Below are 15,871 nucleotides of genomic sequence, written 5' to 3'. Positions count from 1 at the left end.
TTCCCTGGCGAGATCCTCCTACCGAGTGGCTAAACCGTTCTGCAACACATAGAAACTGGTAATATGCTGGCAGCACCCAAAAAGGCCTAAATGATCTGTGCCTGTAACATCAATCATAAGCAAAGCTGTAATTAATACCGTCCTCAGTTGTGTTTTTAACTCCCAAGATCTCCTCAAATTCGTCGTGGTGGTCGTCGCTTTTCATTGTAAGCATAGAGCACAGTGAATGCTTTATCATGTGCGTTGCTAAAAGAACGAGTTCCAGCTTTTCGACCGGTGATTTTGGTGCTATGTTCGGGATCAGGCTGAAATGGTCATATTTGGAATAGATGCTATACAGGTTTTCGTACCATTGTATATTGGGCTTGCCTTCGAGGATTTTAAGGATGTTCTTTATTCCCATGACCTTAATAGCGTCCAGATCGTCTGTATTAAAGAAATCTGCTATATCCTTAAAATGGCTCTTCACCTGGTCTGGAACGTCCTTTCCTAATGGGCGTATAAATGATTCAGACGCAATGGCGCTGATTAATGTCGGATCATTGCACCATGCCATGATATAAAGGCAATCCAAGACACAGCTGCGCAATAATACACCGATCGACAGCTCCATGTTAATAAAAGAATTTAGATCCATATCTGCTATCGACTTGATTGCAACACAGTGCCCTCCCAAGCGATAAACGAATGTCTGCACGCCAATTTTATCAAGGATATCTGGGTCAATTTTGCCGTTTCTATAGCTGGCTGGCGTCCGGAAATTTTTATAGCAATTCAATTCGTAGAATTCGAGTGTACCGGTAAGCCTAACCAGATCCTCCTTTATCAATTCGAATGACCTGTTCAGGATGACCATATGCAGCTCTGAAAGTACAGCTTTCCATTTCTCAGTATCCGATTCAGCTTCCCGCACTTTTGAAAAGTCATAATCCTTAATAATGCAGACATAAGGCGGTGCATTAATCTTGAAAACAATTACATCCTGATTCTGGATGGAAAACACCTTCCCGGAAACTTTTATTCTGGTCATCTGAACCAAATCATTCTCAAGGCGCTCTATAATAGCATCATCATTCATAACAAATATGGGAAAAGCTCAAAGATCTAAATTAACAATTCCTTTTGAATGTAAATGACTTGAAAGGTTCGAAGATACCGGCCATTATGGTCATAAGATCAGAAAAGGGGAGTGGATTGTGCTCACATTACCGTTACTTATCCCGGTTGAACCGGTTTCAAAACCCCGCATGACCCGCCGCGATAGGTGGAAGCAGCGTGATTGTGTGATGCGATACAGGGAATACAAAAGGTTGTGATCCTTGTATCTAGGAACAATAACATTACAGGTAATACATTCATTATAGGCAACTTATTGCCAATTCTGTATTTGTAACCCAAATAATATTTTGTTGTATAACAGGCGTTATGTTCAGTGAAATACATCCGCTTGGAGACAACCTTTGAACTTAATTTGAGAAAAGTAGCAGGGGAGTAAAATTTCAGCATTAGAATAGCAGTGGATTAAATCTTTGATGTAGTTTGCGACAACCGCTTTCAGTATTGCACAAGCCATTTTTGGCAAAAAGGCTAACCACTTTCAATTGTGCAACGGCCGTTGCACAATTGAAAGTGGACATAAGACAGTAAGCTAGATATTTGCAGGTTTATATCAGCCTATTTCAAGTCATACCACATGTTGTCCAACATGCAGTTTGTCAATGGAAGCTGACTTACGGCAGAAGTTAAACATAGCGTTTCATCTCTTCTGCCATCTGAAGGGACAAGGCATCTTCCTTCCGCAGTAAGTCTTCAACTATTCTTTCTCTGTCCTGTTGAGAGTGGTCCTGGCTCATTTTGAAGACATGGGAAATATCAGAAACCACAATTTCAAAACCGGTGATGGCTTTCAGATTTTTGCGGATATATTCCTGATCCATTTTGTGGAATGCCGAGGGGCTGCTGTATGAATCTTCGTATTTATCAGTAATGTCTTTTATGATTTCATAGGTCTGCTCTTGCGAGAGCAGCCTTATTATCCCTTTGGCTTGTACTGTTTTGTAGTTCCAGGTGGAAGCAGCAGCAGGCTTTTCATAGACCGACGCACTAATATAGCTGTGTGTACCGCTAAAAACTGCCATCACATTCGGATGCATTTCAAAGGCCTTGCAATGATCGGTCTTTTTCATCACATGGCCTATCAGCTAAAGGCATTTCCCTCATTGATAATATTTACCGGAACCTGGGTTGCTACCGGGTACATCCCGTCATATCCAATAAGGCTAATAAATGGATTTGCTTGCATAAAAGCAACAACTTCTTCCGGATTTGCAGAAGAATAATAGGGCATTGTATACATAGGTGCCTTTGTTAAGGAGGGTTCTTTACAAACTATTACTGCATGCGTGGTAAGGCTTGAATTGTGTAAATTCAGCTACCAACTGCTCATTTTTGCCAGTAATTATTAGCTGCTGCAATTGTGGCAAATTCGGTGGCAACAGTTTGTCCAATCAAAACCAGCATTGTTGCATCCTGAGCGTATATAGACCTAAGTTTTTCCCGGACGGCTGCATCTGGCTGGGTGGCTTTAATGATGAGTCTTGCCATTTTGATTGCAAGCTGTCTGCCTTCTTCGGCAGTAGAGGTAATGAGTGAATTACCGGGCACTAATTGAATTGGATCTGCCATTTTTTTATTTGTTTAAAGTAATTTCAATTGAAGAATTGCCTGTGGATCAAACGGTATAAATATTTATCTCAAGTAAAAGTCAGGTGTTTGGCTAAGAGCACTATTCCTTCTTTTAAGTCCTTTTCGGAAAGTGAACCGTAACCCAGTCTGATGCCGTTGACCGATGGGGCGTTGCTATAATTTTCCGGTGGGAGTATTTTAACGCCACTTGTGGCCATCATGTCTTTGACCTGCCGCCAGTTTTGCGCTTGCTTTGGTTGTATCCAAATCGCCAGACCGCCTTCCGGAACTGTATAGTCAGCCTTTTCTTTTAGATAAGTATTCAGCAACGAAACCGTGTAGTCGCGCTTTGCTTTGTAGTAGCTTGTTGCTTTTTTAATGTGGCGTTTTATCGTTCCGTCCTGGATGAGCTGCAAAACGGCCTGTTCCATAATGCCATCACCCTGAACATCAATAATCTTGCGCAGCTCACCTACTTTAGAAATCAGCGAAGCATCGTGACTAATCAGATAGCCAATGCGCAAAGCAGGCGCCACAACTTTGCTCATCGTACCGATGTACACAAAATTTTGTAGCTGGGCGAAGCTCGAAACCGGAAGCACAGGACGATACCCGAAATGAAATTCGTTGTCGTAATCGTCCTCAATTATGATAAATCCATGAGCGTTGGACAAGCGGATCAGTTCAAGCCTTCGTTGCAGACTTAATGTTACCGTGGTCGGATATTGGTGATGCGGTGTTGTGTAAATAGCCTTTATGTTGGGGTGGGTTTTCAAATGATCAATCACATCGCTGGTAACCAGACCGTCCTTATCGACCCGTACAGGCAGCAATGTGGCACCAGCCGTTTCAAATGCTTTCCAGGCAGGCTGGTAACCCGGATTTTCGACCAGGACAAAATCGCCTTTTGAACAAATACAATGGGCAGCGAGATACATCGCCATCTGGCTGCCACGCGTCACGCAAACGGAACTGCTGCTGACCTGCATGCCACGTTGATGGTTGAGCATTTGTACAATGGCTTCGATGAAATCCGCATGACCGAATTCGCAGCCGTAACCCATCATTTGCCATCTTGCACTCCGGTTGAAAATCTGCCGGTATCCACGCGCCAACTCGGTCACGGGCGCAATTTTGCTATCTGGATAACCATCATCAAAAATGATCCTGTAATGTTGCTTCGGTAGGCTTTGATCCGGTGTGGTGATTTCTGTCTTACGCTGCCTGCTGAACACCGGCAGTGTGCCGGCAACAAATGTCCCTTTCCGTTCTTTGGATACAATCCATTCTTCGTTAAGCAGCACATGCAATGCTTCTACAATCGTATTCCGGTTCACATGCAACATTTCGGCTAGGTTGCGGCTTCCCGGCAAAGCATCACCGCTACTAAGTCTTCCAGATTGAATATCTGAAATGACAGCATCAGCGATTTGCAGATAAACGGGCTTTTGTGACTTATGATTAATCCGGATTTCCAATTTCCAGGGTCTAAGCATTGGACTAGCTGGTTTTATTTAAATGTCTCATTTTAACAGGCCAAAGTAAAATGTGCATGCATTCTACCAACTGTTAAGGTTCAGGTGATTATTATGATTTTACAAAGTTGGATAAGTCGAAGCTGAGCCAGATAGTCCAGTATTATTAATTCAAAATGGTCCAGCAAGTATCGTTAGGGCTCCTCACTAAGTTTGAATCGGCAATGGTGCCACAGCTATCAAATATCACAAAAATGAGCAAGTCAATTTTCTATCACGCAGGTTGTCCGGTATGCGTCAGTGCAGAGCACGACATTCTTAATCTAATCGGTGCAGATCAGGTTGAAGTTGTGAATATCGGGGAAGACCGCAGCCGTCTCACCGAAGCAGAAAGTGCTGGGATTAAATCGGTTCCCGCGCTGCTTACGCCAAATGGCAATGTACTGCATATCAATTTCGGCGCATCGCTGGAAGATGTTAAAGGTTGAAGAATAGACCAGCAGGACACTGCCGGTAACGATAATTTATCTTGACTAATCAAAACATGAAAACGACAATATTCACGCTCGCTGCCATCCTGTACTTCACGGCCGCCATGGCATGCGAACATTGCAAAAAATACGAAGACTCAAAGGATTTTAAGATCAAATCAGCGCAGGTAATCCATAACAAAAAATACGGATCACTCGAATTTGAGATCATCGTGGAAGGAACGGCCGGAAAGACTGTCCCCACTGCCGTGGGGAAAATGGATATGGCCCCTGTCTTAGGATACGTTTTTCCTACAACATTGAAGCCGGAAGATATTGGTTTTAATCCAACCGAAGGCATTGTGGCCCTTGCCCTTACTTCGCATCCTGATTTTGACGATAGCCCGCTTTGGGATGAGAACGCCGACGGCAAGTTTGATAATGACGGAATTGTTTGGCATCCGCATTGGGTGGTGCTTGTAAAAGACGAGCGTGTAAAAGGCGGACTCTCGGTAAAGGAATATAAAAAGGCAGATAAAATCACAAAGCCTACAACAGCCCCCGACATGCCTATGTATATGGATTCGCCAGGTTATCAGGTCGTTACCCAGCAAAGCGCAATCCGCGTTTCAGTGCCTACATACAGGGTCAATAATAAGGTGGATTTCAATTACGATGCCGTCAGTTGCTATATGCAGGTGTCCGCTCCGGCAGATGGCATGTCCATGGATAAGCCGATGCTGGGTGTTGTTAATGTTTATAGCGTGCTTTCTGGCAAACTGACCTTGCCTTACAAGGTAAAATAACCCGGACTATGGCTGAAATTGATGGAAAGATCGTTGATGCATTGGCAAGGGTCTCGCAGGCATTTCGCGTATTGCTTCGCAATGAAGGGAAGTCGAATGCATTGAGCCCCATACAAATTCAGATCCTGATCTTTCTGCTTTTTCAGTCCGGGGAAAGATCCAAAGTCATTGCCTTAGCGCGGCACTTTGATCTGACCAAAGCCACAGTCAGCGACAGCATCAAATCGCTGGCACAAAAGTGCCTGGTCGAAAAATACGTGGATGCTGCTGATGTAAGAAGTTACATGATTGTATTGACTGGGCGGGGCAGGGAGTTGGCCCTTAAAAGTGCCGGTTTTGCGTCGGCCATTGAAGAACCGCTGGACATACTATCTCCAATGCAAAAAGAAATCATATTTACGGGTTTGCTCCAACTTATCCGGCAGTTTCACCTGGCCGGCATTATCAGCATTCAGCAAATGTGTTTCACTTGCTCTCATTACGATCATCTTGGCAGTGGGCATTACTGCAAGTTGTTAAAAAGCGGCTTGGCAGACAAGGAGTTGAAACTCGACTGTGCTGATCATCAGCTAAGCCTGTAAACAGGCTAGATTTTACATTACCATAATCTTGAACACTATGGACAACAACCAATTGACCAATCGGACCGGTGCGCCCGTGCCGGACAACCAAAACATCATGACCGCAGGCAAGCGGGGGCCGGCACTTCTGCAAGACACATGGTTTTTAGAGAAGATGGCCCACTTCGATCGAGAAGTGATCCCTGAGCGCCGCATGCATGCAAAAGGATCTGGCGCTTACGGGGTTTTCAAGGTGACACATGACATTACCAGGTTTACCAAAGCGGATCTTTTCTCAGAGCTTGGCAAAGAAACACAAGTGTTTGTACGGTTTTCTACCGTTGCTGGCGAGCGCGGCGCGGCTGATGCAGAAAGGGACATTCGTGGTTTTGCGATGAAATTTTATACCAATCAAGGCATCTGGGACTTGGTAGGGAACAATACGCCGGTTTTCTTTCTTCGTGACCCACTGAAATTTCCGGATCTGAACCATGCCGTTAAACGCGATCCGAGGACTAATCTGCGTAGCGCCGATAATAACTGGGATTTCTGGACACTTTTGCCGGAAGCATTACATCAGGTAACGGTCGTGATGAGCGACCGCGGTTTGCCAAAAAGTTACCGGCATATGGACGGTTTTGGCAGTCATACATTCAGTTTTATCAGTGGTGACCAAAAGCGTTACTGAGTCAAATTTCATTTGAAAACACAACAGGGCATTCAAAACCTGACGAACCGTGAAGCAGCTGATTTGGTTGGAAATGACAGAGAAAGCCATCAGCGTGATCTTTTTGACAACATTGAAGCGGGTAACTTCCCGAAATGGACCATGTATGTGCAAATCATGGAAGAAGCCGATGCTTACAGCTACCACATCAATCCTTTCGATTTGACCAAGGTGTGGCCACATGCTGACTTTCCACTCATTCCAGTCGGCGAGCTGACATTGAATCGAAATCCATCCAACTATTTTGCAGAAGTCGAACAAGCTGCGTTTAATCCCGCTTCTGTGGTTCCGGGGATCGGTTTTTCGCCAGATAGGATGTTGCAGGGGCGGCTTTTTTCATACGGCGACGCGCAGCGTTATAGGTTAGGCGTTAACCACCACCAGATCCCTGTGAATGCGCCTAAATGCCCTTACCATTCTTACCATCGCGACGGTGCGATGCGCACAGATGGAAATTATGGCGGTACCACGTCTTATGAGCCTAACAGTTTCAGCCAGTGGAAACAGCAGCCGGATTTTAGTGAGCCACCGCTTAAAATAACCGGAGACGCGGCGCATTGGGACCACCGCGAAGACAACGACTATTTCAGCCAACCGGGGAACCTGTTCCGTCTGATGAATGAACAGCAAAAGACAGCGCTTTTCGATAACACTGCAGAAGCAGTTGGCGGCGCGCAGCATTTCATTCAAATCCGCCACATTCGTAACTGCTACCAGGCCGACCCGGAATACGGACGGGGCGTGGCAAAGGCGCTTGGCTTATTTATGGAGGTAGTCCGTGATTACCAGGGTTACGAAATGAAGCCGCTTTCGGAAATGCAGATCGTATAGCAAAGAAAAATCATCCCTATTCAAAACAGGGATGATTTTTTTGTTTAACCATTTCAGTCGAAAACCACTTTTGTGGTTTCCAGAATGTGGCTGAGTTCTGTGGTTTCAATTTTCGTAAGCGGTTGCAGTGGTGCGCGCAAATGCCCTGCGTTTTCTCCAAGAATTGTTAAGCCTGCTTGAATGGCCCGGGGCAAGCCTTTGGCGACGATGAACCTGAGCAGATTCAACTGTTCGAGAAAAAGAATTTGAGCTGATGCCAGATCATTGTTTTGAATTGCGTCGTATAGACTCAGGTTGAGTTCGGGGATCAAATTGGGTGCGGCGGTGCACCATCCTTCGGCGCCTGCGGCAAATGCGGCGAGCGCCAGCGGGTTGGAGCCATTGTAAAATGCCACATCATCGCCCAGTTCTCTTTTTAGCAAATGCATACGCTGCACATCACCCGTGCTTTCTTTGATCATGGTTACATTGGGAATTTCCAGCAACCGTTTCAAAAGGGTAGGCGACATATCGACGCCGCCCGTTGCCGGGTTGTTGTATGCCATGATGGGAATGGAGATTTTGGACGCGACGGCATCATAATGCTTGACTATCTCATCATCGGTCAGTTTCCAGTAACTCATTGGAATGATCATGACCGCAGTTGCGCCTGCTTTTTCGGCAAACTTGGCATGATGAATCGTCCGCTCGGTGGTAAGGTTGGACACACCGACCAAAGTCGGCACGCGCCCCGCAACTTGCTGGATCGTAGCCTCGGTAATGGCCTCTTTTTCCTGATCTGTAAGGTATGGCAGCACGCCAGTGCTTCCCAGTGGCGCTATGCCGTGCGAACCGGATGCAACGAGGCGTTCAACCAGTGTCTTGAACAGGGGCAGATCTACGCTTTCATTTTCGTCAAATGGCGTAATAGGGTATGCGATGATCCCCTTGAATGGAGCATTTTTCATTTTTATCAATGGTTAAAAAAGTGAAATGAAGTCTCCGGAATGAAGACTTCATTTGAATGGTTTTAAAGATCTCTTCCTTCTTCTTCGCGAAGCGCAACGCCCAGATTTTGAAGCTGGGGCGCGTTTTCGCAGGCAATGTACTTTGCCGGCTGTGCATCACTCAGGTTTTGATGTCTGTGCCATGCCCAGGAAGGAATGTAAACGGCATCTCCCTTTTCCCATTCCACTTTTTCACCTTCGATTTCAGTAATTCCTTTGCCTTCCAGAACATATAGCACCGTTTCGTAAGTATGACGGTGCCTGTTGGTCAGCTGGCCTGGTAACAAGCCGCCGATGGTCATGCTCACATTTTTGCTGGGCAGATCCACGAAGAAAACAGGATGCTTGCGCTCTGTTGAGAACTGGTTGTGCTCTCCGGCGTTTTCCACATTCTTATGGATCAGATAGGCCGGTTTTTGAAACTGTGGCCGTGCAAATGTCTGATGAAAATCTTTTGAACTGAACGTATCCATGATTGAAAACTTTTGCGTTTCATGCATTATTGCATTCAAAAGTATCGCAGCCATGGACGGCCGGAATGGTACAGAATCAAGATAAATGCCTGGGCCAGCTTCTCGGCCATTATTCCACAGCCAATGTGGCTGGACCAAATTCCTCAAAATGGATAGCCTCGCGTGCAACACCCTGCGCACTCAGATAGTCAAAATGTTTCTTGATAAAAGCGCCCGGTCCGCAGATGTAATATTGGGCATCGGGTTGCATGGCTTGCTGCACCTTACTGAGATCCACAAAACCTTCATAATAACCATCTTCAATTTGCTGTTCAATCTTGTCATAAAAAGTGTGAACCGACATTGCGTCATGCTTTTCGCCAAGTTCACGCACATGATCTTTAAAAGCATGCACCCGGTAACCCCGGCATCCATGAATCCACGTAACAGGTCTTTTGTTTCCGGCCGAAATCAGATAATCCAGCATACTCATGAATGGAGTGACGCCAACGCCGCCGCTGATGAATACAATAGGATCCGTTTTCTCAGTATCAAGAACAAAATCACCTGACGGCGCAGCCACCTCAATCATCGTACCTTCCTGAATGCTGTTGTGCAGTAGATTGCTGACATAACCTTCCGGCCGCTGCTGGTTGCCATGCTCTTTTTTTACGGAAATGCGGTAATATTCGCCATTAGGAGCGCAGGAAATGCTGTATTGCCGCGGCTGGAAAACATGCAGCTCCGGCACAAACAAGCGCACTGTAATGTATTGTCCCGGAATAAAACCGGCTACTTTTCCCTGGTCGGCAGGATGCAGATAGAACGAAGTGATCTCGTCCGACTCCTGCACTTTTTGTTTTACCACAAATGGCCGCCACCCGCTCCATCCACCTTCTTTTGCTGCGGACTGGCTATACAAATCAGCTTCTGCCCCCGACATAATCCCTGCCAGTTGCTGGTAAGCGACCAGCCAGGCATCTATCAGCTCAGGTGTTGCCGCCTCGCCAAGCACCTCGCCAATGGAAGCCAGCAAATGCTTGCCCACAATGGCATACTGCTCGGGTCTGACGTCGAGACTTACATGTTTGTTGGCGATCCGGTTTACGGCATGAGAAAGCACCTGCGGGTTGTCGATATGTTCTGCATATGCCAACACAGCCATTGCCAGCGCAGTGGGCTGAGCCCCAGTATGCTGGTTTGCTGAATTGAATACATTTCTGAGCTCGGGATTTTTTGTGAGCATTCTGTTATAAAAATAAGTCGTCAGCGCCACGCCATTTGCTTTTAAAACTGGCACAGTGGCCTTTACGAGATCTTTTTGTTCGTTTGTCATGTCAATAAATATATAAATACCTTTTTGTCCTTTATCCAAAATTAAATTAAAAACGTTAAAGGACAAGAATATCTTTTATTATTTTTAAATTTGGACTTACAACGATGGCGATATTTTCAAAAACGTGCGAGTATGCAATCAGGGCGGTGCTTTATATCGCACACAAATCTGCTTTGGACAAGAGGGTAGGGATTAAAGACATTGCAGCGGGGATAGATTCTCCCGAACTGTATCTGGCTAAAATCTTGCAGGATTTAAGCAGGAAAGGCATCATCAGTTCAGCAAAGGGACCTAATGGCGGTTTTTACATTGAAAATAATGCTCTATCGAAGCCCATCAGCGACATTGTAGAAGCGGTGGACGGGAATGGACTTTTTTATGGCTGCGCATTGGGCTTAAAGCAATGTTCAGAAATCAACCCATGCCCACTCCATGACCAGTTCAAGGCAATCCGCGACCAAATTAAGGATCTGCTTTATACCACAAACATAGGAGCGTTTAATCAGGAACTACTGGCAGGCATGCTTTCCTTGAAGAAATAGCTTAATTAGGGCATTCTCAATCTCTCTGCGGGATATATAAGTTATTAATATTCAATCAGTTACAGCGGAGGTGTTTCCTCCGCTATTTCTGTTTTACGGCATTTAACTAGTTGATTGTCAGTGTAAGTGTTGAGGAGTCATCCTAAAAATAAGCTAGTGTTGGTGAGCAATTCGGTGAGCATTTTCCTGGATATGTTGCTGCACCATGGAAAAAAGCTTAGTGTTTTAAGTAGTGAGTCTTGTTTTCGAAACCTACACGAGGGACTTGGCAAAGAAACACCGGAAATTCTACTTTCAACAGTCTAAATTTCTGGCAGGAGCTCATACACACAGATGTAAACCAGATTGATCTGTTTGAACATTGATCTGTTTGAACTGGGAAATGCCCAGCAGCAACAAGAAGAGCTATCAGAGCAGGCAGCTGATGTTACCAAAGAAAAAGCTTTTGCAAAAAACGTGAAAAGGGCACCGGGAGAATGATACTTCCTGAGAACCTGCGCGGAGAGATTATCATTATTGAAACTATTAAGGATGTTACCGGCTGCATTTTAATCGAAGAAGAGATCACAGAGGTCGTAGACGTGGTCCCAGCAGAGTTTTTGTGAAGGGTTATATCCTTTATAGATATGCTCGTGCCATTGTCGAGGGCATTATAACCGGGTTACATCCAGATCGTGTAATCGAAAAGAGCATCCCATCCGAAGCAGTCATCTCCCAAATCGTTGTAGACAAGTATGTTTTTAGCCTTCCCCTGCACCGGCAGATCGACACAGACGGTTAGGAATAAATGTTCCTGCTTCCACAGCCTCTGATTGGATCATGAAAGGCTGGTAACATCTTTCCCCATTACGGGAGCTCTTAAAACTGCTGGTTCTCGTTCAGAAATATTTACAAGCCGATGAGTTCCCGCTGAAAGTACTTGATAGAGACCATAAAAATGGTATCCATCAAGGCTAAATATGGATATGCAAGTAGAGGATAGCGAAGAATCCCGCAATTGATATTTCGGCAGAGACGATCTGACCTTCCAATTGTAGGTTAGACGGAAGAGTTGCCAATAGTTTGTTATGGTTGCCCTAGGTAAGATTGGCGTTTACTTTTCAGCTTGGCTATCAATTCGATAGACTGCTTTTCTGCTTTGGTCAAAAAGAATTCGTACTCCTTTTCTTCTTGCGCAAGTGATATCGATTGTTCTTCATACTCCTTCCTGTAGTCACTGGACCTGTTTTCGGAGGAGCTGCTTTGGGACAACAGCCCGATTACTTCTTCCCGGTGTTCGGTAAGCTGCCGCTGCCTGCTTGCAACTGCCCTGAACAGCAGCGTCTTTTCCTCCGTCAGCGCTTTCAACTCCTTTGTCGCAGTGGTGTTGCGAGATTTAGAGAGGAAAGCCAGTTCAACCTCCACAGAGTCAAGCAGAGTTTGAAAGCGGGCCGGCAAGTCGGAATTAGCATAGGTTGGCCGCTTTTTCAGTAGGTCTGCCATGTTGATTTTGTAGCGTCTTTCCAAGAATTGATAAAAATCATCTGTTATCCTATTCATCGGCATGCCAAAGACATCTTCAAGGAGTGCAATATCTGTTGGTCCTGGTGAAAGCGTGTCTTTGCTCGAAGAATGCCTGTTTTTAAACGCCTGGATAACATCGTTATCCCGATTTTTATATTGTAAGTACAGAGCGAAAAAATTGGACAGCGCATAGTTGACAGACGCATCGCAAAAACTATTGTACGTTTCACCTTGATACTCGTTCCAAGTGTAGTTCACTAGCTGGTCCAACGATGGAACGTGTATCTTCCCCTGGGACGTCAGATTGATCAGCATCCTGAAATGTGTGACACGCCATGTGTTGTAGGAACCCATCAAATCGTTGCCATTTCGATCATAGACGGAGTACATGCAAGCAATGCCTTCGTCGAGCCAAGGTGAAATGTCGCCAATGTCCGATCGTATCATCAGATGAAATAGTTCATGAACCATTGTCCCGGCTTCCTTGGTGTTGGCAATTCCTAGCAAACTCAGGTCATTTAATGAAGAATATCCAATGTTCCCTCTCGCAATGGTAATGTCATGAACCCTTTTTGCGAGTTTTCCCAAAGAGTATTTGTCGTCAACCAGGTAGACAGTAAATAGTTTATCGATGTCTTTTAATCTGTATTTTTTTACAAAAAAATGATAAGCGCTTTCGAGGCTTGCTGCAACCTCCTGCACTTTTGCGCTGCCTTCCGTTGAATGCGAATAGACGAGCATAAATCTGCCCGCTGTGTCAATTTTATAAAGATTGTCGGGCAAAAATCGACGAAGACTGGCAAGTGCTTCTGCTCTTTTGGTTTTTGGGAAAACCCTTCGCGATAAGGTGTCGTTTGTCCTCAATTTTTCATAGTTTTCAAAGGTGTCCTTGTCGCAATCCATTTGAAATCCACTCTTGCCCCTGACACCGCCGGTAACTCCGGAGGGCGTTACAGAATTGTTAATAATAACAGTCACCGTGGTGCCCGCAGGAGCCGTCAGGTTACTGCCGCATTTGCTAATCGATTGCGTGAGTTGAAACGCGAAATTCCTGTCAATAGGAAATTTCTGTCTGATATACTGATACCAAACTATGCCTTGCTTAACGTAACCCTTGCCGCACAGACTTTGACCGATATAATAATGATTCAGGTAAGATGTCTTTCCGTAAGGTTCATTCAGGTTTGCTTTACATTCCGCATAAACCCTGTCAAACTTTCCCTGCCGGAGTAGATCGTCATACCTTCTCCAATCATTTGTATTCTGGGCAAATGCGGTAGCCGAGTGAGCCAGAAAAATGAAAAGTAACATTCTCATGGTAATTGCTAAGGGTTTTCCGGTGTTGAATATTTCATCAGGCTATCCATGTTCGTTGTGTCAGCCGGCGTGTTAGGCTTTACATTTATATTGATTGGCGTGGTTGCAGGGCCGTTCAAATACGTTGCGGCGTCGGTAATCTGGATTTCGGTTTGCGACAAAATTGTGGAAAGCATGAGCACTGTGCCGAGTACGGCGAATATGATACCAGGAGAAGTGGATACCAGTGAAAGGCTGGCATTGGTACCTGATGCCGTCAGTGAAGACTGTTCTTCACTGAGTTTGGAAATGATAAAGACGGCCCCGACGATGGCAAGTATCATCCCAGTGAAGAACCCGAGGTATTTGGTATAAAGTCGGGAGATCAGGAGTACCCCACCCTGAGAATACCGTTTATTCATTAGCTGTTCCTCCATTTTTGCCAATAAGTAAAGCTTCGATAGTTCAGGCGATTCTGTAACTAAACGATGCAGAGAACTATCGCTTTTATTGACGAAAACCTTGTCCAGTTCGGAAGATTTGTAATTGTTGATCTCCTTGCTGAAATTATTTAGTTGAACCGTTGACAAATAAACAAAAATCAGAATCAGCAAGCTGGGTAGGAGAATCATCCACGGCATTAGTCGGTTCTGCCAGGAAAAGAGGTCTTTTGCCAACTGCTCGCGCCCCGAATTGCTTTTGTCAGTTTTATCTTCCATTAGTCGTTGTAAATCGAATTGGAGGTATCTCGTAATTTACTGATTTTTAGCACAATGGAGCTAAAAACTTATTTTGCGGAACAAAGCTTCAAACAGGAATATCTTAATAATGCCGGAACAATCGTGTTAAATGCTTTTTACCAGATTCGGTAGCTTCCACACTTCCGATTAGTGTTGGTGGGGTAGGTATGTAAACTTTCCCAAATTTGCGACTCAGTAAAGAAATGAGAATACCGCTGGGTAAATCTGTCAATAACATCAAGCTTTACCTATATTTTGTTTTCATTTGGTCTGTTTGGAAAGGCTTCTGAGTAAGAGATCAAAAGAAAATTTATTTTTAGTGAAGAACTGTCTGTCGTTCCGGGATACTTATACGTGGTACGGGATATTGCGGCGTAAGTGTGCAACATGATTGTTGGCTGTATCCGAAAATCGAGGACATCCATCATACCAAGACTAGGGCAAAAAGTTCGCCGAACAATAGTATTTGTGAGCGGTTCCAACCGAACAATGCAAGAGGAATTTTACTATATTGCCTCCAGAGAGGACTCAATATTTCTTCGGCTCCTATTTTCTTCAGCTCTTCGTATCTGAATATTTTCGGCATAAATTGTCAGAATAGATTACTCATCAAATTGATCATTGGTTTAATTTGTTGCCGTAAACTAGAGATATTCAGTTCATTATTGTTTGTAGTGTTTTTTTTACTACTCTTGAGTGGTTGAATAGTTTGTTTACTGATTTCAAATAGAATTGGAAAATTCATTCAGAAATTATTGTTGACATCAATGTCAAATTCAACGACATGCCCACTTCGTTGCCAAATTAGAACTTGAGTGGAACAATTTCTTGCGGAGCCTTCGCCAATAGATTGTTACCAAATAGATTGCCTCAAATGTAGAACAAATAGGTGGTCACCGTTACATGTCATAATTCAGGAATTAAAGCCAAAAAACAAGTCTTACAAATTGTTGTGGATGTTATAAGTAATTTTGGTTTATCGTAGAATTATTAGTAAAAATGTTCGGGCCGTGTGTGATTGAATTACGCCATATGTCAATGCACTTGTAGCAAATTTTCTTATCGTAAAAGTGCCGTATCCAAGCCCTTTGTAGTTCAAACCAATATTCAACTGTAGCCTGCTCCATATTAAAACATTTTGATTTAGAAATTCGAAATTTTCGGAAAGTCAAATTTTAAACTAATCGAGACGGGGCTTCTAGCCAATGTGAATCGAAACTTAAATATTGGGATAGTAGGAGTGTAGATAAGTCTGTAACCATAAGACCAATTTTTCAATTTAAAAGAATAGGGCTTAAATAGTATGTACGCCACCAGAATCTTATCATGGAAGCGGATTTCGACATAAAGCAAATGGAAATGGTGAGAGGGAGCCACTAGTAGCTGAGCCGAAGTATTTAAAACCTTTGATTCAAATTTTACATAATCGGAAGTTATGGTGAGTATCTATATGAACATCGAA

Annotated in this window: 16 protein-coding genes and 1 pseudogene; 8 read left to right on the top strand and 9 right to left on the bottom strand. The window is 44.3% G+C overall.

Features of this window, described 5'->3' with window-relative positions:
• Positions 1 to 109: 109 nt before the first annotated feature.
• From NFI81_RS12035 to pdxR, 4 genes are all read right to left on the bottom strand, one after another.
• On the bottom strand, positions 110 to 1,030 hold the full coding sequence (locus NFI81_RS12035; RefSeq protein WP_234612192.1) for a hypothetical protein: 921 nt from the start codon (positions 1,028 to 1,030) through the stop codon (positions 110 to 112).
• 712 nt (positions 1,031 to 1,742) lie between these two features.
• The gene (locus tag NFI81_RS12030; RefSeq protein ID WP_310589231.1) at positions 1,743 to 2,189 is read right to left on the bottom strand and encodes an FMN-binding negative transcriptional regulator; all 447 of its coding nucleotides are present in this window, start codon (positions 2,187 to 2,189) and stop codon (positions 1,743 to 1,745) included.
• Between the two features lie 253 nt (positions 2,190 to 2,442).
• Positions 2,443 to 2,685: a hexameric tyrosine-coordinated heme protein gene (locus tag NFI81_RS12025; protein WP_234612194.1), complete on the bottom strand. Its 243-nt coding sequence runs from the start codon at positions 2,683 to 2,685 to the stop codon at positions 2,443 to 2,445.
• A 68-nt stretch (positions 2,686 to 2,753) separates the two neighbouring features.
• The gene (pdxR, locus tag NFI81_RS12020) at positions 2,754 to 4,181 is read right to left on the bottom strand and encodes a MocR-like pyridoxine biosynthesis transcription factor PdxR (protein WP_234612195.1); all 1,428 of its coding nucleotides are present in this window, start codon (positions 4,179 to 4,181) and stop codon (positions 2,754 to 2,756) included.
• Between the two features lie 233 nt (positions 4,182 to 4,414).
• On the opposite strand from pdxR, the gene NFI81_RS12015 reads away from it, so the two are divergent.
• From NFI81_RS12015 to NFI81_RS26550, 5 genes and pseudogenes are all read left to right on the top strand, one after another.
• The gene (locus NFI81_RS12015; RefSeq protein ID WP_234612196.1) at positions 4,415 to 4,648 is read left to right on the top strand and encodes a thioredoxin family protein; all 234 of its coding nucleotides are present in this window, start codon (positions 4,415 to 4,417) and stop codon (positions 4,646 to 4,648) included.
• A 56-nt stretch (positions 4,649 to 4,704) separates the two neighbouring features.
• Positions 4,705 to 5,436 (top strand): hypothetical protein, encoded by a 732-nt coding sequence (locus tag NFI81_RS12010; protein WP_234612197.1) that lies wholly within the window; start codon positions 4,705 to 4,707, stop codon positions 5,434 to 5,436.
• Between the two features lie 8 nt (positions 5,437 to 5,444).
• The gene (locus NFI81_RS12005; RefSeq protein ID WP_234612198.1) at positions 5,445 to 6,017 is read left to right on the top strand and encodes a MarR family winged helix-turn-helix transcriptional regulator; all 573 of its coding nucleotides are present in this window, start codon (positions 5,445 to 5,447) and stop codon (positions 6,015 to 6,017) included.
• A 37-nt stretch (positions 6,018 to 6,054) separates the two neighbouring features.
• Positions 6,055 to 7,206 (top strand): annotated as a pseudogene (locus tag NFI81_RS12000) (catalase); the annotation flags it as partial.
• A gap of 54 nt (positions 7,207 to 7,260) precedes the next feature.
• Positions 7,261 to 7,554 carry a catalase-related domain-containing protein gene (locus tag NFI81_RS26550; protein WP_275976854.1) on the top strand — a complete coding sequence of 98 codons (294 nt, stop codon included), beginning with the start codon at positions 7,261 to 7,263 and terminating at the stop codon, positions 7,552 to 7,554.
• A 53-nt stretch (positions 7,555 to 7,607) separates the two neighbouring features.
• Here the strand turns inward: NFI81_RS26550 and NFI81_RS11995 are convergent, their stop codons facing one another.
• From NFI81_RS11995 to hmpA, 3 genes are all read right to left on the bottom strand, one after another.
• Positions 7,608 to 8,501, bottom strand: coding sequence for a dihydrodipicolinate synthase family protein (locus NFI81_RS11995; RefSeq protein WP_234612199.1), 894 nt, complete (start codon positions 8,499 to 8,501; stop codon positions 7,608 to 7,610).
• A gap of 62 nt (positions 8,502 to 8,563) precedes the next feature.
• Complete coding sequence (locus NFI81_RS11990) at positions 8,564 to 9,013, bottom strand: cupin domain-containing protein (RefSeq protein WP_234612200.1); 450 nt, start codon at positions 9,011 to 9,013, stop codon at positions 8,564 to 8,566.
• Between the two features lie 109 nt (positions 9,014 to 9,122).
• Positions 9,123 to 10,328 (bottom strand): NO-inducible flavohemoprotein, encoded by a 1,206-nt coding sequence (gene hmpA / locus NFI81_RS11985; protein WP_234612201.1) that lies wholly within the window; start codon positions 10,326 to 10,328, stop codon positions 9,123 to 9,125.
• Positions 10,329 to 10,432: 104 nt separating this feature from the next.
• Between hmpA and NFI81_RS11980 the strand changes: the two genes are divergently transcribed.
• From NFI81_RS11980 to NFI81_RS26395, 3 genes are all read left to right on the top strand, one after another.
• Entirely contained in the window at positions 10,433 to 10,870 is a 438-nt protein-coding gene (locus NFI81_RS11980) for an RrF2 family transcriptional regulator (protein ID WP_234612202.1), read from the top strand.
• A 354-nt stretch (positions 10,871 to 11,224) separates the two neighbouring features.
• Positions 11,225 to 11,350 carry a hypothetical protein gene (locus tag NFI81_RS26400; protein ID WP_255717348.1) on the top strand — a complete coding sequence of 42 codons (126 nt, stop codon included), beginning with the start codon at positions 11,225 to 11,227 and terminating at the stop codon, positions 11,348 to 11,350.
• Entirely contained in the window at positions 11,347 to 11,475 is a 129-nt protein-coding gene (locus NFI81_RS26395; RefSeq protein WP_255717349.1) for a hypothetical protein, read from the top strand. The genes NFI81_RS26400 and NFI81_RS26395 overlap by 4 nt, the downstream gene beginning before the upstream one ends.
• Before the next feature lie 460 nt (positions 11,476 to 11,935).
• Here the strand turns inward: NFI81_RS26395 and NFI81_RS11975 are convergent, their stop codons facing one another.
• Positions 11,936 to 13,690, bottom strand: coding sequence for a hypothetical protein (locus NFI81_RS11975; RefSeq protein WP_234612203.1), 1,755 nt, complete (start codon positions 13,688 to 13,690; stop codon positions 11,936 to 11,938).
• 8 nt (positions 13,691 to 13,698) lie between these two features.
• Positions 13,699 to 14,388 carry a hypothetical protein gene (locus tag NFI81_RS11970; protein ID WP_234612204.1) on the bottom strand — a complete coding sequence of 230 codons (690 nt, stop codon included), beginning with the start codon at positions 14,386 to 14,388 and terminating at the stop codon, positions 13,699 to 13,701.
• Positions 14,389 to 15,871 lie beyond the last annotated feature (1,483 nt).

Source organism: Dyadobacter fanqingshengii (genome assembly GCF_023822005.2).
Taxonomy (GTDB): domain Bacteria; phylum Bacteroidota; class Bacteroidia; order Cytophagales; family Spirosomataceae; genus Dyadobacter; species Dyadobacter fanqingshengii.
Note: the sequence above shows the minus strand (reverse complement) of the source record. Positions and strands in the feature narration are given on the sequence as shown.

Excerpts from the sequence above, each read along its gene's own strand:
- NFI81_RS12010 (WP_234612197.1), top strand. The coding sequence starts at position 4,705 with ATGAAAACGACAATATTCACGCTCGCTGCCATCCTGTACTTCACGGCC.
- NFI81_RS12035 (WP_234612192.1), bottom strand. The coding sequence starts at position 1,030 with ATGACCAGAATAAAAGTTTCCGGGAAGGTGTTTTCCATCCAGAATCAG.
- NFI81_RS11975 (WP_234612203.1), bottom strand. The coding sequence starts at position 13,690 with ATGAGAATGTTACTTTTCATTTTTCTGGCTCACTCGGCTACCGCATTT.
- NFI81_RS12005 (WP_234612198.1), top strand. The coding sequence starts at position 5,445 with ATGGCTGAAATTGATGGAAAGATCGTTGATGCATTGGCAAGGGTCTCG.
- NFI81_RS11970 (WP_234612204.1), bottom strand. The coding sequence starts at position 14,388 with ATGGAAGATAAAACTGACAAAAGCAATTCGGGGCGCGAGCAGTTGGCA.
- NFI81_RS12025 (WP_234612194.1), bottom strand. The coding sequence starts at position 2,685 with ATGGCAGATCCAATTCAATTAGTGCCCGGTAATTCACTCATTACCTCT.
- hmpA (WP_234612201.1), bottom strand. The coding sequence starts at position 10,328 with ATGACAAACGAACAAAAAGATCTCGTAAAGGCCACTGTGCCAGTTTTA.
- pdxR (WP_234612195.1), bottom strand. The coding sequence starts at position 4,181 with ATGCTTAGACCCTGGAAATTGGAAATCCGGATTAATCATAAGTCACAA.
- NFI81_RS11995 (WP_234612199.1), bottom strand. The coding sequence starts at position 8,501 with ATGAAAAATGCTCCATTCAAGGGGATCATCGCATACCCTATTACGCCA.
- NFI81_RS12015 (WP_234612196.1), top strand. The coding sequence starts at position 4,415 with ATGAGCAAGTCAATTTTCTATCACGCAGGTTGTCCGGTATGCGTCAGT.
- NFI81_RS11980 (WP_234612202.1), top strand. The coding sequence starts at position 10,433 with ATGGCGATATTTTCAAAAACGTGCGAGTATGCAATCAGGGCGGTGCTT.
- NFI81_RS26395 (WP_255717349.1), top strand. The coding sequence starts at position 11,347 with ATGATACTTCCTGAGAACCTGCGCGGAGAGATTATCATTATTGAAACT.
- NFI81_RS11990 (WP_234612200.1), bottom strand. The coding sequence starts at position 9,013 with ATGGATACGTTCAGTTCAAAAGATTTTCATCAGACATTTGCACGGCCA.